The 22,255-nt window shown below is 40.0% G+C and carries 22 protein-coding genes; 9 read left to right on the forward strand and 13 right to left on the reverse strand.

The features are described 5' to 3' along the window. Positions 1 to 91 precede the first annotated feature (91 nt). Entirely contained in the window at positions 92 to 2,404 is a 2,313-nt protein-coding gene (ligD, locus tag ACL8WY_RS01190; RefSeq protein WP_436516442.1) for a non-homologous end-joining DNA ligase, read from the reverse strand. Between the two features lie 400 nt (positions 2,405 to 2,804). On the opposite strand from ligD, the gene ACL8WY_RS01195 reads away from it, so the two are divergent. Then, on the forward strand, positions 2,805 to 4,964 hold the full coding sequence (locus tag ACL8WY_RS01195; protein ID WP_436516443.1) for a helix-turn-helix domain-containing protein: 2,160 nt from the start codon (positions 2,805 to 2,807) through the stop codon (positions 4,962 to 4,964). Here ACL8WY_RS01195 and ACL8WY_RS01200 read toward each other — a convergent pair. Next, entirely contained in the window at positions 4,939 to 5,550 is a 612-nt protein-coding gene (locus ACL8WY_RS01200) for a histidine phosphatase family protein (protein ID WP_436516445.1), read from the reverse strand. The genes ACL8WY_RS01195 and ACL8WY_RS01200 overlap by 26 nt on opposite strands. A 28-nt stretch (positions 5,551 to 5,578) precedes the next feature. Here ACL8WY_RS01200 and ACL8WY_RS01205 point away from each other — a divergent pair, with 28 nt between their 5' ends. From ACL8WY_RS01205 to ACL8WY_RS01220, 4 genes are read left to right on the forward strand one after another with little or no spacing between them, the layout of a single operon-like run. Beyond that, complete coding sequence (locus ACL8WY_RS01205) at positions 5,579 to 6,013, forward strand: hotdog fold thioesterase (protein WP_436516447.1); 435 nt, start codon at positions 5,579 to 5,581, stop codon at positions 6,011 to 6,013. After that, positions 6,013 to 7,185 (forward strand): chorismate-binding protein, encoded by a 1,173-nt coding sequence (locus tag ACL8WY_RS01210; RefSeq protein WP_436516448.1) that lies wholly within the window; start codon positions 6,013 to 6,015, stop codon positions 7,183 to 7,185. Before ACL8WY_RS01205 ends, ACL8WY_RS01210 begins: the two co-directional genes overlap by 1 nt. Further along, positions 7,179 to 8,822 (forward strand): 2-succinyl-5-enolpyruvyl-6-hydroxy-3-cyclohexene-1-carboxylic-acid synthase, encoded by a 1,644-nt coding sequence (menD, locus tag ACL8WY_RS01215; RefSeq protein ID WP_436516449.1) that lies wholly within the window; start codon positions 7,179 to 7,181, stop codon positions 8,820 to 8,822. The genes ACL8WY_RS01210 and menD overlap by 7 nt, the downstream gene beginning before the upstream one ends. After that, positions 8,803 to 9,651, forward strand: coding sequence for a 1,4-dihydroxy-2-naphthoyl-CoA synthase (locus ACL8WY_RS01220; RefSeq protein ID WP_436516450.1), 849 nt, complete (start codon positions 8,803 to 8,805; stop codon positions 9,649 to 9,651). The genes menD and ACL8WY_RS01220 overlap by 20 nt, the downstream gene beginning before the upstream one ends. A 15-nt stretch (positions 9,652 to 9,666) precedes the next feature. On the opposite strand, the gene ACL8WY_RS01225 is transcribed toward ACL8WY_RS01220, so the two are convergent. Genes ACL8WY_RS01225 through ACL8WY_RS01235 form a run of 3 tightly spaced genes read right to left on the reverse strand, consistent with a single transcriptional unit; the run spans position 9,667 to position 12,599 of the window. Next, positions 9,667 to 10,587, reverse strand: coding sequence for a FecR family protein (locus tag ACL8WY_RS01225; RefSeq protein ID WP_436516451.1), 921 nt, complete (start codon positions 10,585 to 10,587; stop codon positions 9,667 to 9,669). Positions 10,588 to 10,645: 58 nt separating this feature from the next. Next, positions 10,646 to 12,052 (reverse strand): carboxypeptidase-like regulatory domain-containing protein, encoded by a 1,407-nt coding sequence (locus ACL8WY_RS01230; RefSeq protein WP_436516452.1) that lies wholly within the window; start codon positions 12,050 to 12,052, stop codon positions 10,646 to 10,648. Next, positions 12,042 to 12,599, reverse strand: coding sequence for an RNA polymerase sigma-70 factor (locus tag ACL8WY_RS01235; protein ID WP_436516453.1), 558 nt, complete (start codon positions 12,597 to 12,599; stop codon positions 12,042 to 12,044). Before ACL8WY_RS01235 ends, ACL8WY_RS01230 begins: the two co-directional genes overlap by 11 nt. Before the next feature lie 101 nt (positions 12,600 to 12,700). Between ACL8WY_RS01235 and ACL8WY_RS01240 the strand changes: the two genes are divergently transcribed. The 3 genes from ACL8WY_RS01240 to ACL8WY_RS01250 all read left to right on the forward strand — a co-directional run bounded on the left by ACL8WY_RS01240 (position 12,701) and on the right by ACL8WY_RS01250 (position 14,725). Then, positions 12,701 to 13,618 (forward strand): AMP-binding protein, encoded by a 918-nt coding sequence (locus tag ACL8WY_RS01240; protein ID WP_436516455.1) that lies wholly within the window; start codon positions 12,701 to 12,703, stop codon positions 13,616 to 13,618. Continuing rightward, the gene (locus ACL8WY_RS01245; protein WP_436516456.1) at positions 13,615 to 14,280 is read left to right on the forward strand and encodes a hypothetical protein; all 666 of its coding nucleotides are present in this window, start codon (positions 13,615 to 13,617) and stop codon (positions 14,278 to 14,280) included. Before ACL8WY_RS01240 ends, ACL8WY_RS01245 begins: the two co-directional genes overlap by 4 nt. An 88-nt stretch (positions 14,281 to 14,368) precedes the next feature. Further along, positions 14,369 to 14,725, forward strand: a complete 357-nt coding sequence (locus ACL8WY_RS01250) for a DoxX family protein (RefSeq protein WP_436516457.1) — start codon at positions 14,369 to 14,371, stop codon at positions 14,723 to 14,725. A 74-nt stretch (positions 14,726 to 14,799) separates the two neighbouring features. On the opposite strand, the gene ACL8WY_RS01255 is transcribed toward ACL8WY_RS01250, so the two are convergent. The 3 genes from ACL8WY_RS01255 to ACL8WY_RS01265 all read right to left on the reverse strand — a co-directional run bounded on the left by ACL8WY_RS01255 (position 14,800) and on the right by ACL8WY_RS01265 (position 16,951). Further along, positions 14,800 to 15,849 carry a PA0069 family radical SAM protein gene (locus tag ACL8WY_RS01255; protein WP_436516458.1) on the reverse strand — a complete coding sequence of 350 codons (1,050 nt, stop codon included), beginning with the start codon at positions 15,847 to 15,849 and terminating at the stop codon, positions 14,800 to 14,802. 28 nt (positions 15,850 to 15,877) lie between these two features. After that, positions 15,878 to 16,423 (reverse strand): rhomboid family intramembrane serine protease, encoded by a 546-nt coding sequence (locus ACL8WY_RS01260; RefSeq protein WP_436516459.1) that lies wholly within the window; start codon positions 16,421 to 16,423, stop codon positions 15,878 to 15,880. Positions 16,424 to 16,489: 66 nt separating this feature from the next. Further along, entirely contained in the window at positions 16,490 to 16,951 is a 462-nt protein-coding gene (locus tag ACL8WY_RS01265) for a hypothetical protein (protein ID WP_436516460.1), read from the reverse strand. A gap of 130 nt (positions 16,952 to 17,081) precedes the next feature. Here ACL8WY_RS01265 and ACL8WY_RS01270 point away from each other — a divergent pair, with 130 nt between their 5' ends. Then, positions 17,082 to 17,405, forward strand: coding sequence for an Hpt domain-containing protein (locus ACL8WY_RS01270; protein WP_436516461.1), 324 nt, complete (start codon positions 17,082 to 17,084; stop codon positions 17,403 to 17,405). On the opposite strand, the gene ACL8WY_RS01275 is transcribed toward ACL8WY_RS01270, so the two are convergent. Genes ACL8WY_RS01275 through ACL8WY_RS01295 form a run of 5 tightly spaced genes read right to left on the reverse strand, consistent with a single transcriptional unit; the run spans position 17,395 to position 22,237 of the window. Then, positions 17,395 to 18,042: a SanA/YdcF family protein gene (locus ACL8WY_RS01275; protein WP_436516462.1), complete on the reverse strand. Its 648-nt coding sequence runs from the start codon at positions 18,040 to 18,042 to the stop codon at positions 17,395 to 17,397. The genes ACL8WY_RS01270 and ACL8WY_RS01275 overlap by 11 nt on opposite strands. After that, entirely contained in the window at positions 18,035 to 18,700 is a 666-nt protein-coding gene (locus tag ACL8WY_RS01280) for a TrmH family RNA methyltransferase (protein WP_436516463.1), read from the reverse strand. The genes ACL8WY_RS01275 and ACL8WY_RS01280 overlap by 8 nt, the downstream gene beginning before the upstream one ends. Then, positions 18,697 to 21,309 carry a DNA gyrase/topoisomerase IV subunit A gene (locus tag ACL8WY_RS01285; RefSeq protein WP_436516464.1) on the reverse strand — a complete coding sequence of 871 codons (2,613 nt, stop codon included), beginning with the start codon at positions 21,307 to 21,309 and terminating at the stop codon, positions 18,697 to 18,699. The genes ACL8WY_RS01280 and ACL8WY_RS01285 overlap by 4 nt, the downstream gene beginning before the upstream one ends. Then, positions 21,310 to 21,627 (reverse strand): hypothetical protein, encoded by a 318-nt coding sequence (locus tag ACL8WY_RS01290; protein ID WP_436516465.1) that lies wholly within the window; start codon positions 21,625 to 21,627, stop codon positions 21,310 to 21,312. Then, positions 21,620 to 22,237, reverse strand: a complete 618-nt coding sequence (locus ACL8WY_RS01295) for a SatD family protein (protein ID WP_436516467.1) — start codon at positions 22,235 to 22,237, stop codon at positions 21,620 to 21,622. Before ACL8WY_RS01295 ends, ACL8WY_RS01290 begins: the two co-directional genes overlap by 8 nt. Between the last annotated feature and the right edge of the window lie 18 nt (positions 22,238 to 22,255).

The raw sequence follows: 22,255 nt of genomic DNA on the forward strand, positions 1-22,255 counted from the left end.
ATGATTAATCAAAGGAGAAATCACCTGAATTATCAGTAGTAAAATTGACTAATTATTTACAACAAACCATCATTTGTAAAAATCATCGTACCTATGACTGATCAATCAACCTTTTAAATACTGGGTCCCTAAACGTTCCATTATCAGTGATCATAGAATATTCTACCTCACAAATAAGCTTAGATTTTAGCCAGATTGTTTTTTTCTCCTCATGTGCTTCTGCTTCAATCTGCTTTTCATCTGAAATGATTTCTTGAAACTGACTGGTTAGTGATTTTAATAGATTATCATCAAAGCCCGTCCCAACTCTACCTCTATAAATGAACTTACCATCTTGCTCCTCTGCCAATTGAAGTGATCCAAAGTATCGTTCCCTTTCTCCTTCGCCCTTTGTATATCCTATGATGAAGCAATCCATAGTTTCCTTGACCTTTACTTTTGTCCAGGCATCGCTTCGCTTACCGGGGATGTATCTTGCATCGGCTTTTTTGGCTACTATTCCTTCAATGCCGTGAGCTTTGGTAGCAGCAAATAAGGCCTTGCCATCTTCCTCTGTCTGACTAATTCGATAATTGGTTTCTCCCACTCTTACCGAATCAATCATCCACCACCTTCTTCTTTCCTGTGGATCATTCATTAAGGATCTTCCGTCTAAATAAAGACAGTCAAAAAGGTAACAATATGCTGGTGATCGCTTCGATTCAGAGTCAAAATTTTTCTTGCTCATTAGGCGCTTGATTACCTTCTTGAAGTTGGCTCGTCCTTCTGTATCTAAGCAGACAATCTCCCCGTCAAAGATGGCATTGTTAATACGAAACGCTTGTTCAGGTACATTCAAGTCTGGAAACTGTTCTGTGATATCATTTCCATTTCTACTGTAGATCTTAAGCTGACCTTCATTAACATATATAAGCGCTCGAATACCATCCCATTTAAGTTCATAGTAGTAATCTCCCACTGGAACACGTTTTGCTGAGTCAGCCAGCATGGGTTTTAGCACCTGTTCAAGTAAGTTCTGTTGAGGAGCATCCACACGCTCAAGCAGCCACTCTTTATCTTTCATCAAGTGCATCCGATATTCCGCACTCAGTTGCTTCCCGGAAAGTCTAAAATAGAAGCCATTCTTTTTCTCCTTCGTGATTTCATATCTGCCAGTTGCATATATCCACATCATTCCACCTCCATATTCACCCTTCGGGATTTCACCTTCAAAGGAGAGATACTTTAGAGGATGATCCTCGGTTTGAACTGCTAATCTTTTGACACCCGGAATTGGAGGCATCCCTCTTGGAATCGCCCAAGACTTCAGAGTACCGTCTTGTTCCAGTCTTAGATCATAATGCAAATGTGATGCATGGTGCCTTTGAATACAAAATCGACTTCCAGGAGCTTCATTTTCTGAAGTCAATGGTTCTGGGGTTTTGTTAAAGTCTCGCTTCTTTTCGTAATCGGCTAGCTGCTCAGGCGTCTTGTGTCGTTTATTAGGTGGTAGTTCTTTTGCCAAGATAGCTCGCTTGTCCGTATGCAATGGGACAGCCCAACCACGAATTTGTTCCCAGGCATCACCTTCGGTTAGCACCCGATCTATTGTTGTTTTAATATTCCAGTGGGAAAGATCCTTCAGTGATTCAAGTTCTTCCCAAGAAATGGGCGTGGAAGTTGTTGCTCCCTTCCTTCCTCTCAGGCTATAAGGACATACAATAGTCTGAGAAGGTCGATTTCTGTAAATATCAACCAGTACTCTTCCTTTCCGGGACTCCTTCTTGATATGCAGTGTGGTTCGAGCATCCTTGTTTATGAAGTCAGACGCAATTTTCTTGGCGGTCTGGAAACATTCTTCAAAAGTATACCTGGCCTCAATCGGAGTAAGTAAATGCAATCCCTTGCCACCAGTCGTTTTTACAAATACATGATAATTATACCGTTCGAGGTGTTCTTTTAAGGCGAAGGCTATGTCTTTCAAATCTTCTAAAGGATATGAACCATCCTCAGGTGGATCCAAATCATAAACTATATAGTCAGGCTTATCGCTGAGCTCTGAAAAGCTGTGAATTTGATGTATTTCCAGGCAAGCCAGATTTGCCAACCAAACCAGCGTAGCTTCTTCCTTAGCTACCACGTATTCCTTCTTTCTTTCCTTTCCTAATCGTTTATAATCAATCCAATCTGGTGTCCAGTCCGGGCGATGTTTCTGGAAGAATTGCTCCCCGTAAATCCCATCAGGGTAGCGAACCAGCGAAAGTGCCCTACCTCGAATGTGATTGAGTATTGTTGGCGCGAGCTTAAGGTAATACTCGATAATCTCAGCTTTCACAATCTCATCCTCAGGATAAAGCACCTTATCCAGATTTGAAAGCTCTATGACTCGCCTTCCTACTTCGGCATGAATTTTCTGCTTAGCCATCTTCCATCGAAGATAATTTGAAGAATAGTATATCTGCTACAGTTTGACCAGAAAGCTAAATCCATTTAGGGTTTTTCAACTTCAAAATAATTTCTTTACCTCGAGGATTTCATATTGAACTCCGGTCAGCGCATTCACCACTTCACTTGAAGTATCAGGTTGGATTTATGTCTTGTGTGATTGGTGTGTAGGAATTGATGTCACATAAAAGGTGGATTTTTGGTGGTCAGAATAGAATCCTGACTAAAAGAGACAAGTAATTAGAAGAATACTTTCGAGTTTTACAATTCGCAAGACAATGTAATTTAGTTATGCGTAAAAGGTGATATCGATTATTTAAACATTCGCATTGTTATAAATAGCATAATTTGAGCTTCAAACGCATTTTTAATTCTATTTAATGGAACCAGCAGAATTAGCAGCCAACTACGTAAATAATACGAATCGACACATTTTCCTCACTGGTAAAGCTGGAACAGGTAAGACCACTTTCCTCAGAGACATTGTCTCAAATACTTATAAAAATACAGCTGTGGCGGCTCCAACTGGCATAGCTGCAATTAATGCGGAAGGCGTCACACTTCATTCACTCCTTCAGCTTCCTTTTGGGGTGTTTATTCCTGAAGATATTCCTTACTCTGAACAGGATGTTCAGGTAAATACACCTTCAAACTTATTTAAGGATGCAAAATTTGGTGCCCAAAAGAGAAAACTCATCAATGAACTGGAGCTGCTCATCATTGATGAGGTAAGTATGCTCAGAGCTGATTTGCTTGACTGCATTGATCATACCTTACGAAAGCTGCGCAAGCGAAGGTTTGATGCGTTCGGAGGGCTGCAAATCCTTTTTATAGGCGATCTAATGCAGTTGCCACCAGTGGTAAGAAATAATGAAGCGACTCTCTTGCGCCAATTCTATCCATCTCCATACTTCTTTGAAGCACGAGCCTTACAGGAAAATCCGCCGATTAGAGTAGAACTAAATAAAGTCTATAGACAAAGTGATCAGCAATTCATAGACCTTCTGAATCGATTGAGACATAATGAGTTGGAGCCTGAGGATATTCAATTACTCAATGCACATTATGAATCTGAGGACGCCAGTCATGATGGATATATTCACCTGACAACACACAATCGTAAAGCCGACAAGATAAATGCCAATCAATTGGAAAATCTATCATCCGATAAAGTCGTTTTTACAGCTTCAATTGGTGGGGATTTTTCAGAAAATGCGTATCCAAACGAGTATGACTTAACCCTTAAAGAAGGTGCTCAAGTGATGTTTATTAAGAACGATCCATCCGGGAAAGGCCAATTTTTTAATGGTAAGATTGGTACAGTTTCAGGTCTGGATGATGGGATTAAGGTGGTCTTTGAAGACAATGTGGAAGTAGATGTAGAGGAATATACCTGGGAAAATATTCGATACGTATTGGATAAGGAAAGCAAGGAAGTTGACAAAAAGATACTTGGGACATTTTCTCAATATCCATTGAAACTGGCCTGGGCAGTAACCATTCACAAAAGTCAGGGACTCACTTTTGAAAAAGCAATTCTGGATTTGGAAGGTACGTTTGCCGCCGGGCAACTATACGTCGCTCTTTCAAGGCTCACTTCGCTGGATGGATTGATCTTATCAAGTCCATTACCTGAAAGGGCACCATCAATTGACGAGCAGCTGCAATACTATATCCAAGGATTTGAAGGCAAAGACAAGCTAGTAGAACAATTCGAACGAGATCGAATCCAATTCATTGCTGAATTCGCTGAGTGGGCATTCTTGTTAGATCCTTTACTTCAGCAACTGGTCAACCACAAGAAGACCTTTAATAAAGATGAGAATCGTTCGCTGAAACAGAAGCACTTACCATGGACTGATGAACTGATCAATGATGCCTTTCCATTAAAAGAAGTAGGTGAAAATTTTCTCAGGCAAATTCGCAAAATTCTCCAGTCTCAAGATTTACATCTTTTAGCCGAGCGAATGTCTAAGGCAGCCGAATACTTTGGAGAACATCTCACCATTCTGGTAGACCGTGTTGCTGCACAACACCGCACTTTGAAAACCCAAACACAAGCCAAGACCTATCGATCAGAACTCGTTGAGCTTAAAGAACTTATAGCAAAGCAATTGAGGCAAATTGTGAAGTTAAATTTATTGGTGCAACACATCAATGAGGGCATTCCATTAACAAAGGATAAGCTAAAGCAAAGCTCTACACTCAAAGAACTATCAAAGTCTACAGCAAAAGATAAAACTCCTACCGCTGAGATCAGCTACCAGATGTATAAAGAAGGAAAGTCAATGAAGGTAATTGCTGAAGAACGCGGACTGGTGGAAGGTACGATTGAAAGCCACCTGGCACAATATGTTGAGAAAGGCATGTTGGATGTGACAGACTTTCTCAAACCAACCAAGCTAAAAGCGATTATGAAATGCTACGAGCAAGGACTTACAAAGTCCGGTGAAATTAAGTCTGCTTTGCCTGATAGCTATACCTGGGGTGAAATAAAGATGGGAATTGCTCACGCTACTTCAAGTGATCAACCTGATTGAAGTCCTTTAGATAAAATGAATCATTTCTGTAACCGAGCACATAGTATCCGCAATTTTGATGGGGAAATCCATCCATAAAATTCAAAGGATAGTTGAGCGTCCAGCAAAGCAACACCCTTAAAGCTCGGCCATGCATACAAACGAGCACATTCTTACCGTCATTGGCTAACACATGCTGCATAGCTTCTTTCTGTCTTTCCATGACTTGAATGGGATTTTCGCCTCCTCCTACATTCAATTCGAGTTCTCCCCTTCTCCACCCATTTACTGTGTCAGCATAAAGCGTCTTCGCTTCATATGAAGCGACCTGACCTTCCTGATTTCCCCAGCTGATTTCATCAAACCCTTCATGAGCAACTATTGGAGTTCCATTTAAAGGAAATTGTCCCACAGTCTCATGCGTGCGTACAAGAGCAGATGTGTAAACAACATCAAATGAAACATCTATTAATGATTCACCTGCCATTTTTGCTTGTTTCATTCCCTGATAATTCAAAGAAGCATTAACACCTCTTCCCTGAACCATTCCCTTCTTATTAAAATCAGTTTCACCGTGGCGAAGTATGTAGATGGTCTTGCTTTTCAAATCTGCTTTACGTTGGTTTGCTTATATAATGGCAAAAGAACGAATTTTCCCTGAATACCTGGAACTGGAAGCAATAAACAGCATGTCCAAGGGATGTTTAGTAGAACACCTTGGTATTGTTTTCACTGAAATAGGCGATGATTACCTCGTCGCTACCATGCCTGTGGACCACCGAACAAAGCAGCCAATGGGATTGTTGCATGGTGGAGCTTCAGTAGCTCTGGCAGAAACTATGGGAAGTGTTGGTTCTACGGTAACAATTGATTTGAATAAACAATATGCGGTTGGTTTAGAAATCAACACAAATCATATTAAGTCTGCTAAAAGTGGGAAAGTCACCGGTGTGGCAAAACCTGTTCATTTGGGACGAAGTACGCAAGTTTGGGGTATAGATATAAGGAATGATGACGATCAGCTAGTGGCAGTGAGTCGAATTACGTTAGCGATTTTAGACAGAAAGTAGTGATTGAACAGCTTCAAAATACCTTAAAACTCATAGAAAAAGAGCAGCTAATTAAAAAGCTGGAGTTATCGGAGTACGCCTTTGCTGTATGGCGAATGCCGAATGAAACCGAAACTCAACTAGTTATTTCGCTTGGCGAGGTTGAGAAACTTAAAGACTTTCAGCTTAGTAAGCTGAACACAGGATTTCTCGTAAATAAGTTTGCTGATAACCATCCCATTTCACCATATTTCATTTCAGGTGATATCATTCTTAGAGCGAATGATGTGCTAATTAACCCGACTATCAAATCTTCGCAGATAGATAAGTTCATGGAAGATCTGGAGAAAGAAAATGATGCTATCAACGCCAAGGAGTCATCTTCTCACACTGATGCAGGTAATGATTTTGAAGCATCAGTGGAAGCTGCTATTCATGAGATTAAAGCAGGCAAATTTGAAAAAGCTGTTTTATCCAGGTTTAAGGATGTGGCGTTAACCGCACACTTTTCATCATGGACCTTTTTCCAACAGATTTGCTCTATATACTCAAATGCATTTGTGAGTATGACTTTCATTCCTGAGAATGGCCTATGGATTGGAGCAACCCCGGAGCTTCTGCTTTCCGATAGCAATAAGCAATTTAAGACGGTATCATTGGCGGGGACTAAGACACTAGAGTCCGACCAAAACCTCAGCGAAATCGCATGGACGCAAAAAGAAATTGAAGAACAAGCCTTCGTAAGCAGATATATCATAAACTGCTTCAAGAAAATACGTTTGAGAGAATTTCATGAACATGGACCTAAAACCATTCAGGCTGGCAATTTGGCGCACTTGAAAACCGAATTCATCGTTGACTATGAAGAATTGTCTTTCGACAACCTTTCGGATCAGATGTTGGAGCTCCTCCATCCTACTTCGGCTGTCTGTGGTATGCCAATAGAGAGTTCCAAGCCCTGGATTGAAAAGGTAGAGAACTATGACAGAGAATTTTATTCAGGCTTTTTGGGACCAGTCAACTTTGAAAATTCGTCTAACCTGTTTGTCAATCTTAGATGTATGAAAATAGCGGGTAACAAAGCAAGGTTTTTTGCTGGAGCTGGTATTACAGAAGATTCCATTGCTAGTAAAGAGTTTCTGGAAACAGAAATGAAAATGAATGTTCTGATGTCAATGTTCATTCAGTGTTAGATCCAATCATATTTAATACCGCTCAAATTTGCCATCAGCTTGGTGTAAGGCATGCTGTGATGTCACCGGGATCGAGAAATGCTCCCTTAACTATTTCCTTTGCAAGGCATACTGAGGTCAAAAAATGGATTATTCCTGATGAACGGGCCGCTGGGTTCATTGCACTTGGCATAGCTCAGGAAACACGAACACCAGTTCTTCTATGCTGTACCAGTGGGACTGCACTATTAAACTATGCACCTGCTATTGCTGAGGCTTATTATAGAGAAATACCTCTAATTGTATTATCAGCGGACAGACCGCCTGAGCTCATCGATCAGCGTGACGGACAAACCATCCGCCAATTCGAAGCGCTAAAAAATCATGTAAAACAAACAGTGCAGCTTCCTTTGGTTGATTCTGAGCAGACGGCTACACTCTATGAAAAGACACTAATCAAAATACTACAGGAGAGTCAGACATTGCCTCTAGGTCCAGTTCATATCAACATTCCATTTGAAGAGCCATTTTATCCTGAAAAAGAAGATTCACTTGTTTACCGGGAAGTAGAAATTGATCAGCAGAAGGATGATAGCAATCTTCCTTTAGATTTGAATTTCGATGTATCACCCCATTCCAAAATACTTATCGTTCTAGGTCAGCATTCACCAGACTTAGAATTAGAAAATGAAATCAGAAAGGTCGCTGAACATGTTCCTATTTTCAAATTCCCGTTAAACAACCTATCTGAAGGAATTGAACATGCAGACTTATTTATACAATATCAAATAGAGCTAAAACCTGACTTACTCATTACCAGTGGATTGTCCGTATTATCTAAGAAACTAAAGCTATTTCTGAGAGGGAATAAACCAGCAAAACATATTCATATTGATCCGGCTGGAATTCAAGTAGATACCTTTCAATCGAACCCACAAATCATTAAATCATCTCTGACTCAGTTTCTTAAGCAGAACCCAATTGATGACGTTAATCCTGATTTTTTGAAATTGTGGCAGGAACTGGAAGCAAAATCGAAAGATGCGTTTACTGATTTCATGGCACGAGCTTCATTTTCTGAAACAGTTGCCGCTCACACTATTCTTGGATCGATTCCACATCAATCCTATTTGCATTTGAGCAATTCCATGCCTGTTCGCTATGCTGACATGTTTGGAGTACCGATGAATACAACTTGCTTTAGCAACAGAGGAACCAGTGGAATAGACGGATGTACATCTACGGCTCTAGGAACAGCCCTCGTTTCAGATCAGCTGAATACGCTAATTACCGGTGATCTGGCATTTTTATATGATAGAAATGCTTTCTTTCACAATTACCATCCGAATAACCTTCGGGTTATCATTCTCAATAATCAAGGAGGTGGAATTTTCAGGTTGATCGATGGCCCTTCTAAGCTGCCGGAGCTTGAAGATTACTTCGAGACCAGACATAATCGCACAGCAGAATATATTTGCGCTGAAAATGGACTTGAATATCTCACTGCAAAAGATATCGATAGTTTAAAAGATCAGCTGGATCATTTTTATCAACCGTCAGAAAAGGCGAAGGTTCTTGAAGTCTTTACTGACCCAGAAACGAACCAGCGCGTTTTTAATGAATTAAAAAATAGCATCAATGAGCGAATCAAAAATTGAATGGATTAGTGCCGAGGGCTTTGAAGACATTACATATAAGAAGTGTGGTAAAGTAGCGCGTATTGCTTTTAATAGACCAGAAGTAAGAAATGCTTTTCGACCTAAAACTGTAGCCGAATTGTACCGAGCTTTTCTGGATGCCAGAGAAGACGTGAACATTGGAGTTGTCCTTTTAAGTGGTGAAGGTCCATCCAAAAAAGATGGCGGTTGGGCGTTTTGCAGCGGCGGTGATCAGAATGCACGAGGGCATCAGGGTTATGTGGATGAAGATGGCATGCCGAGGTTGAATATTCTTGAAGTACAGCGACTCATTCGTTTTATGCCGAAGGTAGTCATAGCTGTCGTTCCAGGATGGTCTGTTGGTGGTGGCCATAGTTTGCATACGGTATGTGATCTTACACTTGCTAGCAAAGAGCATGCAATATTCAAACAGACAGATGCGGATGTTACCAGCTTTGATGGTGGCTATGGTTCAGCATATCTGGCTAAAATGGTTGGGCAGAAACGCGCTCGGGAGATCTTCTTTTTGGGTCGTAATTATTCAGCTCAAGAAGCATTTGAAATGGGGATGGTAAATGCTGTTATCCCGCATGAGGATCTTGAAAATGAAGCCTACCAGTGGGCTCAAGAGATTTTGGCTAAATCACCAACATCGATCAAAATGCTGAAGTTCGCATTTAATCTCACTGATGATGGAATGGTCGGGCAGCAAGTGTTTGCAGGAGAAGCTACCAGACTTGCATATATGACAGATGAAGCTAAAGAGGGAAGAAATGCGTTCCTTGAGAAAAGGAAACCAAACTTTAACGACATCAAATGGATTCCTTAAAAGACGAAAAGGTGCTTAGCACCCCTTTCCTTTTAATACAGCTTTGCCATTCGAATACTCATACTCTATTCCGAATGTTCGTGCAATAATCTCTATTGCATCTTTTGGCTTTTTCTTATTGAACTTGGCGGTTAGTTTACATTCCAGGAATGCTGGGTTTTCAAAGGTTATATCTATGCCATAGACATCTTCAATAACTTGTTTAACCTCTTGCATGCTCGACTCATTGAATGCGATAACCTTTGTCTTCCAGGCCAGGTAATTGAGGTTATTATTGTTTTTCTTAATTATTCCTGCGTTCATGTTGGTCACAAGACCAGTTTCCCCTTTTACCAATTTAACAGATACCTCAGAAGAACCATTTAAGTTTTTAGATAATTCCACAACTCCAGATTCAACACTCACTTCGGTCTTTGATCCATATGTATCTACCAGGAATGAGGTTCCTAACACTTGAACCTTCGCATTATCAGTGTGAATAATGAATGGACGAGTTTCATCTCGCTCTATATCAAAATACGCTTTTCCTGTGACCCGTACTTCTCTGATATTTTCGTTGAAGTTGATGATTTCAAGACTTGAGTTTTCATGAAGCGCAATTTTACTTCCATCCGCCAAAGATTCATTTAAAGTGCCGGATGCTCCATTTTGGTTTAGAATGAAAAGTAAGGAAATCGCGAGCACTAAAACTGCCGCGCTGGCATACTTCACCCAACCTTGCATGATGAAAGGAACTTGTTTTGCTTGAGGTTCTTTCAAAATTTTGTCCAGAATATGAGACGGTGGTGGTGTCTCAATGTCCGAAATCAACCAAGCAGATTTAGCTTCAAAAAAAGCTTCCACATTACTTTCTGATTCCGATCTCCAGTTTTCAACCAAGGATATTTCGTCTTTAGTTGCATTGCCAGAAAAATATTTCGCTAGTACTTCTTCCATTATCTTGTTATCGTCTGGTTATTAACAACTTAGAACATCGACACCCCTTAAAGCTTTTTTACAAATTATCATATTTTGGGTCATAATTTATTGGCACCAAATCAGCCGTTCTTTCCCAAGCCCAATATCCATAGGTTGTTAATCCAAATCTATCCATGATTTCACCTGACAAATCTAACCTAACAGAGTTACGTAACAGCCTCAAAACTGATATTTGGTTCCCTGGATCTTTAATCAGCACGCCTTCCGCTGTAATAAAATCCCCATATAATGTTTCTACAAAACTGCTACTCCTTAGGAAATCCGGGCTCTCCTTTTCTTTTCGATATTCTATGGCCAGGTAGTTTTTAAAGTCGATTTCATAATGATCTCCTTTGAAAACCAATATATCTGAAGCTGATAGTTCATTTCCTCTTTTGATCTCAAAATCTCCCAGACTATGTACTCTGTAGATTCTAAATCCTTCTTTCTTTAATTCACTGTTTAATAAAGCTTTTTTAAAATGATTAAAGGAGCCATAGTAGCTGATTTTACGATTTTTACGCCATTCTTTCCTTTCTGAACCATTCAAGGGTTCCAAGTTCCTAAAGCGAATTTTACCTCTAAATCTCAAATCGTTTTCTTCCTTCCTGAAAGATTCCAAAAAATAGCTCACACGATAACCCAAAGCATCATTACGAATTTGTAAAGGAAATCGGGAAAAAGCACTGAGAGAATTTCTCTCCTCATTGTAAGTAAAATCCAACGCTTCAGGATTCTCAATGACTGATTTTTGAGCATTCAATGATTGGCCTAGAATCTCTGTGCGAAATACACCATAATGTTGTTGCCAACTAGTTTCTGTGCGATTAATACGATTAGAAATTACTTCCACTTCCTCCAGCTGCCCAAGGTCTAGTTCCATTTGATGAGCCTGAATACGAGAACCTCCATTCATTTCCGAAATTTGATATACCGCATTTTCATATCCTACATGAGAAAACACAATGTCATATAGCCCTGGAGGAATTGACTCAAGTTTGTAATTCCCATCAATATCACTGGATATGCCAATGGTTGTTCCATCTAGGAAGATATTTGCATTGTTCAAGGGTTCCCCATTCTCATCATAAACGGTCCCTGAGACAGAAAAAAAGTTCTTTTTCTTAATCACTTGTTCTTCAGGAGGCAAGTAGTTTAAAATAATTTGATCCTTGAAAAAAGAATATTTTAAGCCCGTTCCAATAAGAAGCTTAGATAAGAATACATCAATCGGAGTGTTGTCTGCTGTGATTGTATACCTGCTTCCTTTAGGTAAAAGTTCTGAATTATAGCTGAAGAAATAATTAGTCTGAGCACTGAGGCTGTCAAAAATCGCTTCTAGAGGTAGGTCTTCAAAATGACCGTCAACCTGTTCCTTTTTTCGATTTTGGCCAAAACCTGCGCAAAGAATTAAACAAAAAGCTATAATCAAACTAGCTCGCATCTCTCAGATTTTTTAAATCCTGGAGACTTTCACGAAGGACTTTTAAGGCTTTACCCATTTGCACTTCGACAGTCTTTACGGATATTTCCAGGTGATCTGCTATTTCCTGATATTTAAGTCCTTCGAAACGGCTTAGCTTAAATATTTCGGAACATCGCGGTGGCAGCTTATCAATTTCAGCGGCTATCCTTTTTTTAAGATGCTCCGGATCCCCTTCTGTGAACTCATTTTGGTAGGTAGACTCCATAAAATGAATCATATGCTGACGGTACCCATCTTTAACTTTTTCATGTTTCAAGCTATTCAAGCAAGAATTATGCACAGATCTATATAGATAACTCTTGATGGATGAGTCCTCTGAAAGTGAGTCACACTTTTCCCAGAATTTGACAAAGACATCCTGGGCTATTTCCTCGGCCTCTTCACGCGTATCCATGAAACGAGCCGCATACAAAACCATGATGTTGTAATACTGGTTAAATACGAGTTCGAAAGCCCGCTTATCTTTGTTTATTAACCGATGTACAATTACCTCTTCGTTTTCCAAGCGCAGTGATTATAAGATCAAAAAATTTCGTCCTAAAGTTAGAGGAAATTCTAAAAGATAGAATTCCAGCCGAAAGATATAACGAGCATGAAAATTTTGTGTTGAATATTATTCGAAAGTGGTATTCAAATGCACAATTCTTAACACATCAAACTTCGGGCTCTACTGGAAGACCCAAGAAAGTTAATATTAGTAGGGAAAAGATTGAAATTAGTACACGGGCTACCATGGCATATATTGATCCCGAAAAAAGCATTAAGTCATCCTTACTGTGTCTCAACCCCTTCCACATCGGAGGCGCTATGGTCATTTACAGAAGTCTGATTTGCAACCATGATTTAACTATTGTAGAGCCTTCTTCTGATATAAGTGAGGTGTTGAAAAAAAATCATTTTGACTTGGTTTCTCTAGTTCCAATTCAGTTTAATGCGCTCACCAAATCACAACTCGATCAATTTGGCACTATCTTGATCGGAGGAGCTCCAATTGGTGTAATAGACACTGAAAGTAAATCGAATATCTACTCTACATACGGTATGACCGAAACAGTATCTCATATTGCACTTCGAAAAATCAATGAAGAGTTTTTTAGCACAACTGGTGATACCGAGGTTGCTTATTCAAGAAATAACTTATTGAAAATTAAAGGTGCTATTACGGATAATAATTGGCTCACTACCAATGACGTAGTTGAAATCCAATCGAATAAACTATTCAAATGGCTTGGCAGACAAGATTTTATGATCAATACGGGAGGGATTAAGGTGAACCCTGAAGATATTGAACGTCAGCTTAATCTTGTTCTTGAGGATGAATTCATCATTGGTTCACTTCCGGATAAGCAACTTGGAAGTAAGATTGTATTGATTTCAAGTGGTGAAGAAAAAACAATTGATTACAGTCATTTAGAAAAATACCACAGACCAAAAGCAAACTATTTCGGGCAGATCATCTTCAGGACTGAAAGTGGTAAAATCGACCGTAGAAAAACCCAATTGAACTTTGAAAGAAACTTATGAGAATTACACTTTCATATCAAACACAATCTATACCTCCTCCCTACGCTTATGCTGCTGTTCTATCTATCAATACGGAGAAAAATGCATTAGATGTTAATTTCAATTTGGAATATTTAGGAAGAGACGAGATGTCTGATGAGGAGCTCAAGTCCGAAGGTTTTACTCACGATGATAACATTATCTGGGCTGGAAAATTGAGCAAAAAATGGGTTATTGAAGTCGAAAATTTGAAGCATAGTTCATATAATGTCGAGCCTGATGATGAGACATACTTGCACGTTGAGATTGATGGAAAGGAGCTGAACTTTCCTAAGGATATCAAACAGGCAGAAATGCTTTTTCAAGAACTCATGCAAGCGATTCTGGAGATGGCCAAAATAGAGTCTCCGCTCAGTTTGGATGTGAGACTTTCAGATCAGATATATAAACTAGAATGGGTTTTTTCTGAAAGAACAATCAAAGTAAATAATCAAATAAGTGAAGACTGGGGAAATGGCAGAAGACTCCTTAAAGCCATATACAGCATTGACTATGATTCATTAAACCCCGGTAAAAAATCACAAAACGTTTCGATAAATATTGGAAATGGAGCATGGTATAGCGTGGCTGATAAGACACTGGCTCAGCAGCTAAAGCAATTGATCAGTAACCTGATTAGCTAGGCTTTGCAATGGTTTTATCTTGTTATTGACGAGCTAAAAACGTAAATTCAGGAAGATTAATACTTGTATTTAACCTTAACTCAACCTTATGAAAAGCTTAGGATTTATTGGAAAACTGATGTACGCAGGACCAATGGCCATGTTTGGCATTTTCCATCTCATGGGAGCCAACGATATGACCGGTATGGTTCCGGATTTTTTGCCTGCACCGATTTTCTTTGTTTACCTCACCGGTATAGCTCTAATTTTAGCAGCTGTAGCAATTATCATCGGCAAGAAAGCCAAGTTGGCAACTCAACTTTTAGGACTTATGCTTGCCTTGTTTGCTGTTTTAATTCATTTATCTGGATTTTTAAGTCAAGATCCAGTAAGTTCGTCTATGTTTTTAAAGGACATAGCATTGGCTGGTGGTGCATGGTTTATGAGCGCTCATTTGTCCGACTAAAAAGAGAATACCTTATTCTAGATTCTAGATAAGTATGAAGAGAGGCCCTAGCAATTTTTGTTAGGGTTTTTTTATTAGAACAGGCTGTAACTCCCGCCTCTTCTAAAGTGAGATGTAGTCAAAGGCTCAAATGATTTATTTCCGAAGTATTTGCGTTTGCTTACCTCAAACAACTTGCGAATCACCTCAGATATTTTGCCCTCTCCTTTTATTCTCCTGCCGAAGGTCGTATCATTCACGTTTCCACCATGCAGGTCTTGTATCTGATTCCATACTTTATCTGCTCTGTCCGGAAAATTCTTGATAAGCCAGTCATGAAATATTTTGCTAATCTGACCATTCAACCTGACAACTGTATAGCTGGCAAATGATGCTCCGGCATTTGACGCTTGCTTTAAAATCTCAGGTATTTCATGATGGTTCAGGCCAGGTATTATAGGCGCCTCCATCACTCCAACCGGAATACCTTCTTTTGTCAGCAGCTCCATGGCGTTCAATTTCTTTAAAGCGCTAGCTGTTCTAGGCTCCAGTTTTTGCCTAAGCTTTTCATTAAGTGAGGTAACCGAGAAGATCACCTGAACCAAGTTGGATTGGGCAAGCTCTTTGAGAATATCAATATCTCTTGTCACAAGTGCATTTTTGGTGATGATGCCTACAGGATTTTGATACTTATTAAATACTTCTAAAAGCTTTCTGGTAAGTTCATATTTACGCTCTATGGGTTGATAACAATCTGTATTACCACTTAGCATAATGGTTCTCGGCTTATAGGTTGGTTTCAAAAATTCGCTTTCTAAGAGCCTCGGAGCATCGGGCTTCACTACCAGTTTTGTTTCAAAGTCCAGTCCCGCGCTAAATCCCCAATACTCGTGTGAGTTGCGTGCATAGCAATACACACAACCATGCTCACAACCCTGATACGGATTTATGGAGGCATTCATACCAATATCGGGACTGTTATTAGTTGAGATAATCTTTTTCGGTGTTTCTTGAAAAATTTCTATGGATGGCTTTCCATCAATCAATTCCTCATCCAATCCATCAAAATCTTCTGTTTCAATATGCTGTGCTGCAAACTTGTTGGCCACATTTATTTGTGCCCCTTTTCCTCTCAAATAATCCATCCATTAAAATTACTAAAAATATTAGTAATTAGAATTTATTTGTCCTAGAAAAGGTATATGCAGTCACCAACCCAACTATGGCGCCCATAAGGTGAGATTCCCAGCTAACTCGATCATCTAAGGACAGTAATCCGTAAGCCATTCCACCATAAGAGAAAATCACAATAGCACTAATTATGACCGACTTAAAGTTTCTTTTAAAGAGACCATAAAATACAAGAAAGGAAGCCAGCGCATAAATAAGACCGCTTGCACCGATGTGATAAAAAGGTCTTCCAAAAACCCATACCAACATATTAGTGAAAAAATAGGCTTGCAAAAAAACTCGTAACGCAATAGCCGGAAAGAAAAAGAATAAGCTTCCACCCAAAACTATAAGCGGAATGCTGTTAGACATCAAGTGATTAAAATTGCCATGAATAAGTGGTGCCATCACTACCCCAATCAATCCTGTCAATGATCTCGGGTAGATACCTAAATATCCAAAATCAACCTCGAGATAGAATTCGATGGCAAACACAAGCCACATAAAGAAGCAGAGCCTGAGTGGTGGTACAATTCCTGACTTATGCATTGGAGTAAAATAAAAAACCCTGACCTCAATATTGAAGTCAGGGTTAGCTTTATTTTTTAAATATTCTTAAGCTAATTCTTTGATCATCTTCAGCTCCATCAGCTTGGACTCTTCGTAGCTTACTGATAAATAACCAAGTACACCTCCTGAAGCTTCGGCAATTTTCTTAGCCAAATCTTTCAAACTGGCGTGATATTTTACTGCAAAGTTTTTATCAACCTTAGGAAGAATGAAGTTCAATTTTCTTAGCTCAGTAGTGATAGCAGAGATTCTGGCATCTGTTCCTGAAGGAAGCTCATCGATCAGCCTATTGAAGTTTTCTTCAAACCCTTCCCCTACTAACTTATAAAACTCGTGCAACTGCTCACGCGATCTGCTTTGCTTGCTCCGTGCCACATCAATGGCTTCTCTACGCTCCGATTTATCAATTTTGCCATCTGCTCCGGCAATTAAAATAGCTACATAGACAGGTGCTTGAAGCATTACCTGAATTTCATCTTCTCTTAGTGGTTCAAATTCTGGGATCATTCCTTTGGGATTTCAAATTTTCGGCTCGAAAATACAAAATAATTTCTGTGAAGATGCTGACATCACACCTAAATTTTGGTATGTTTTTTACCTAGATGATATTACTTTTATCATCAGGATTAAGCGAACTATGGAAAAAATTGATTTTACCTATCTAGAAGTCTTAAGTGAAGACGATGACGACTTCAAAGCTGAGTTTATTGAAACGTTTGAAACGACGTATAAGTCTTTAACTCAAAAAATGAAAGATGAGCTAGCTGCTAATGACTTAGACAATCTGGCAAAGTCTGCTCACCAGCTCAAACCTTCTGCCAAAATGATACAGCTTTCATGCGCAGAAACTCTGGAGGAATTCCAACATCATCCGGAAAAAGCAAATGCTGAGGAGCTTGACAATATCACTTCTCAATGTGAAGATGCTTTGAAGCAATTGAAAGGCTGGGCTAACCTTTGATCGGAAGAGAAATCTCCTCTCCCAGGTATTTTGGCTTTCGCTGTAATATGTATAAATCCAAAACTGCCACCGTTCTGGCAAGGACTTCCCGCAATGCCAGCATGTTTCCTATAGGACCTCCATCATCTGCCGAAACGGCAATGGCCTCCATTTCAAAATATCTGGCAATAAACAGTGAGCGATAGCAATGAAACTCTTGCGTAACTATTGTTACCTTGTTCTGACCAAAAACCTCATTGCATCTTACCACAGAGTCAAGCGTTCGAAGACCGGCAAAGTCAAGTGATACATCTTCTTCAGGAATATTGAGATCACCAAGTGCAAGCAACATATCTCTTGGCTCATTGTAATACTTTGTACGGTTATCACCACTAACTAGTATATGCTTCACCTTCTCATTTGAATGCAGATCCGCGGCAGTATTCATCCGTTCTACAAAGAACCGATTGGGATTACCATCTACCGTGCGCTTGCTTGTGCCGAGAACAAGCGCTACTTGATTCCCCGGAGCATCTGAAGATGTATATATGTAGTCTTTGGTTGATTGTACGACCCAAATATTGGTACCAAGAATGAAAAGGAAAAAACTCATTCCCACCCAAAGTGCTAAGCGGATTAGTTTTCTAATTCTATTCATAAACCACTCCCTTCGTCTTCAAGATGAGGTCTGCTTCGCGTACAATCTTGCGGTACCATTGCGCACGTAGATCTAGCTTTTCACCTTCAGATAGCTTTGGCCATTCTCCAAGCTTTGACTTCAAGACTGTCAGGCAAATTGACGCACTCACTGACAGGTTAAAGCTTTCGGTAAATCCAACCATTGGGATATGAACAAACCCATCGGCTTTTTCCCCTGCTTCTGGTGTAATTCCATCAGCTTCCGTTCCAAAAACGATAGCCGCCTTTTGCTGCGGATCAATATCATGAATGGAGCATGAGGTTTCATGCAAAGAGGTAGCGTATACTTTGTAGCCACACTTTCGTAATGAATCGAAGCATTCAGAAATATTATCTGCGGATTGATCATGCTGATGGAGCGTAACCCATTTAGCAGCTCCTTGAGTAATCCCGGTATTGACCGAGTATTCGTTTTTATTTTTGATGAAATGTAAATCCTGGATCCCCATACATTCTGCGGTTCTTAAAACTGCGCTTACATTGTGTGGTTTATCAATGTCTTCAAAGACCAGGGTCAAATGACGAGTACGATGGTTTAAAACTCGCTCAATATGAGCAAGCTTGTTATCCGAGACAAACTCTTCCAGCACATCAATTATGGCTTTAGCATCCATCATTCTTTTTTCTCGCCACCGAACAAACCCAACTGGTTTTCCTCTTCTTCTACCTCCGTCTGTATGGTGTTCTTAATTGCTTCTAGATCGATCTTTGGTTCTTCAGAAGACTTTGGTTCTTCTTTAGGTTTTTCATCTTTGATCAAATCCACTGAAATTACCTGCTGAATCGGCAGTTTATTACCAATGGCTTTCCAGCCTTTGATGTCTATTAAGCTCATGAGGTCCAGCTTCTTCTTTTCATGCTTGCGGCCATCTTTGTAAGTCACCTCTACGTCCGTGGCGATCCCTTTGGATATGAACACCAGCTTAGAGCTACGTGCTTCTGTCACAAACGGAAATTTCTTATTCGGCGTATTGGTTTCGATGATGAATCTCTTCACGAAATAGGTCTTAGATTCTCCATCATAGTGAATAGCATTGAAAGATGCATCTTGATCAAGCTTGTAGATTCCCATCACATTATTGAAATCATAATGATTTGTAAGCTCAAATGAAGTAGTCTCATAGCTACCATCTTTGTAAAATGCCACGACCTGATCTTCAGACATGAAGTTGCCAAGGTGATCACCTCGCTCCTCACGGTTCAGCCTTCCGACGGTTGGGTCATACCAGATGTCCACGCCTCCTAAGGTTGACCTTCCTTCTTCCTTCAATACTACTTTGCGTACCGGGTATTTGGTCAGGATGTTTCCTCCAGCTCCTCGTCCCTTGATTTCGATTTCTGAGAAGTCAAAATCAAATACTTTCTTTCTGGCTTTACTGGCCTGGGTTAATGAAACGGTAACAATCTCTGCTTCTCCATTTGGGTTTGCCGTGAAGTAATGAATCTTTCCCTTGCCGCCTTTGGTGAGATCGTACTCACGATCCCGGGTTACTGAAAGTACCTGAAATCTCTTGACATAGGAATTCCCTGACTTGGCATCTACATAAGCCATGTTGTAGACCATTCGCTCGTCATTCTTCTTGAATACACCTACATGTAAGATGTCCTTGCCGACGAAGGTTTTATCCTGAATTTTTGTGACTACACATTTGCCATCTTTAGTAAATGCAATGATGTCATCGATATCCGAACAATCACTTACAAATTCATCTTTCTTCAGTCCATAGCCAATAAATCCATCTTGTCTGTTTACATACAGCTTCGCATTATTAGCTGCAACTACCGTTACATTGATAGTGTCGAAGTTGGTAATCTCTGTCTTACGTTCACGTCCTTTGCCATACTTCTCCAGCAGATTTTGATAATATGCTATTGCATAGTCGGTCAGATTATCAAGGTGATGATCAACCTTTTCTATTTGATCAGATAAGTCTTGGATCTGCGCATCGACTTTGCTCGTATCGAAGCGGGTAATACTGCTCAGCGGCTTATCGATGAGTCGCTTGTAGTCTTCATTGGTGATCTCACGATAGAAGGTATCGAAGAATGGAGTAAACAGTGTATTTAAGACCTCATAGCATTTTTGCAGATCGCCGGAATTTTCATAGTCCGGGTGCTTATACATCCCCTCGTTGATAAAGATCTTTAGCAGGTTACTAAAGAAAATCTTCTCTTTTAGCTCAGATTTTTCAATCTCCAATTCTTGTCGCAAGAGGTCTATCGTTTGATCTACTGATTGCTTAAGAATCTCAGATACACCCAAGAACATAGGTTTATCTTCAACAATCACGCAAGCATTAGGAGATATTGACACCTCGCAATCAGTGAATGCATAAAGTGCATCCATGGTAATATCCGGTGATATTCCTGAAGCCAGGCTGACCAATATTTCAATGTCTTTTGCTGTATTGTCTACCACCTGCTTAATCTTGATCTTACCCTTGTCGTTGGCCTTGACAATGGATTCAATTAATGAGGTTGTGGTTGTCCCATATGGGATGTCTTTTATTACCAGTGTTGACTTGTCTCGTTCTTCGATGGTTGCTCGTACGCGCACTTTGCCCCCGCGTTTTCCATCGTTATAGTCAGTAACGTCAATTTTACCGCCTGTTAAGAAGTCAGGATAGAGTTTCACCTTTTTTCCTTTGAGAGTCGCCATACAGCCTTCCAAAATCTCACAGAAGTTGTGAGGAAGCATTTTGGTGGAAAGCCCTACGGCAATACCTTCTACACCTTGAGCCAGAAGTAATGGGAACTTAACAGGGAATGTTACCGGTTCCTTCTTTCTTCCATCATAAGAAAGCTGCCATGCGGTTGTCTGCGGATTGAAAATAACTTCCAATGCAAACTTGGAGAGCCGTGCTTCGATGTATCGAGCTGCAGCGGCAGAATCTCCTGTTCTCACATCTCCCCAGTTACCTTGTGTATCGATCAGCAAATCTTTCTGGCCTAGATTAACGATAGCGTCCCCAATGGAAGCATCTCCGTGCGGATGATACTGCATGGCACTACCAATGATGTTAGCAACCTTGTTGTACCGGCCATCATCCATCTCCTTCATCGCATGCAATATCCTACGCTGAACAGGCTTTAGTCCATCATTTATTGCTGGAACGGCACGTTCTAATATTACATAGGATGCATAATCCAGAAACCAGTTTTCATACATTCCTGATATAGGAATGACGTCTTGTATTTGCTCCTCGTTTTCGTGTTCTTCTCCCATTTAAAAACTATATTGACTCATTAGGTAATACCCAATTACTATTAAAACTGAGACTAAATTCCCTGCCAGGAAATAGTCATTAGAAATCTTATCATCGTCTTTCAGGCGAGTGGCTATTTTCAGTGCTCCAAAGAAGGCCATTCCTTGAGGCAGATTCACCAACAGGATGATGTATAGAAACACTCGCTCCAACACTCCTCTGAGGACGCTGCTCAGCGTTAATGAGCGTCCGAACATCTTGGTGACCAGAAAGAACAAAAGCAATGCTATGAGCTCTCCTACAACAAAAATGGCGCTATGGTACATGTACTTATCCATCTATCAGATGATGTATCAATTCTTTACACAATAGATACTCATCTATCGCAAGGCTTTTTCTTCTTCTCCAAAGTGTAGAATCATCTTTGGATTCAATTTTGGCCATCTCTTTGTAATCATGGCCTTGTAGAAAGCCAGAAACTGTGCTTCGATCCTTTGGATGCCATCCATCGATGAAGTGCTGTGTAACCTTCATCATTTTATTGATTTGATCATTTCCTTTAATGGAAACCAAGAAGCGACCATTCTCCTTCTTCATATTGTTTAGCAGCTCTCTCGCATTTGTCAAACCAGGCCCCAACATTTCATATGCTTTGTCTTCATTGATCGGTGTTTCGACTTCTCCTTCATGCAAGACATAGCGTAACTTGAAATCCAATTCCTCTTCCAGAATATATTCTTCCATGGCAAGCATGATGTCTATTCCTTTTGACGCAGATGCTACTATTCCTTGAAATTCATCTCCGAGCGTTATCGTCAATGGAGACTCAATAGAATCTCCGTAGATCATATTGGTCCATTGGACAAGCCCTTGAAAGTCTAACATTAAGGCCTTGCCATCTTTTTCGTGACTACTCACGATATCCGCCATTAGAATGAACCTGTTCATATTTATTTTACAAAACTC

It is taken from the genome of Ekhidna algicida (genome assembly GCF_051379705.1).
Classification (GTDB): domain Bacteria; phylum Bacteroidota; class Bacteroidia; order Cytophagales; family Cyclobacteriaceae; genus Ekhidna.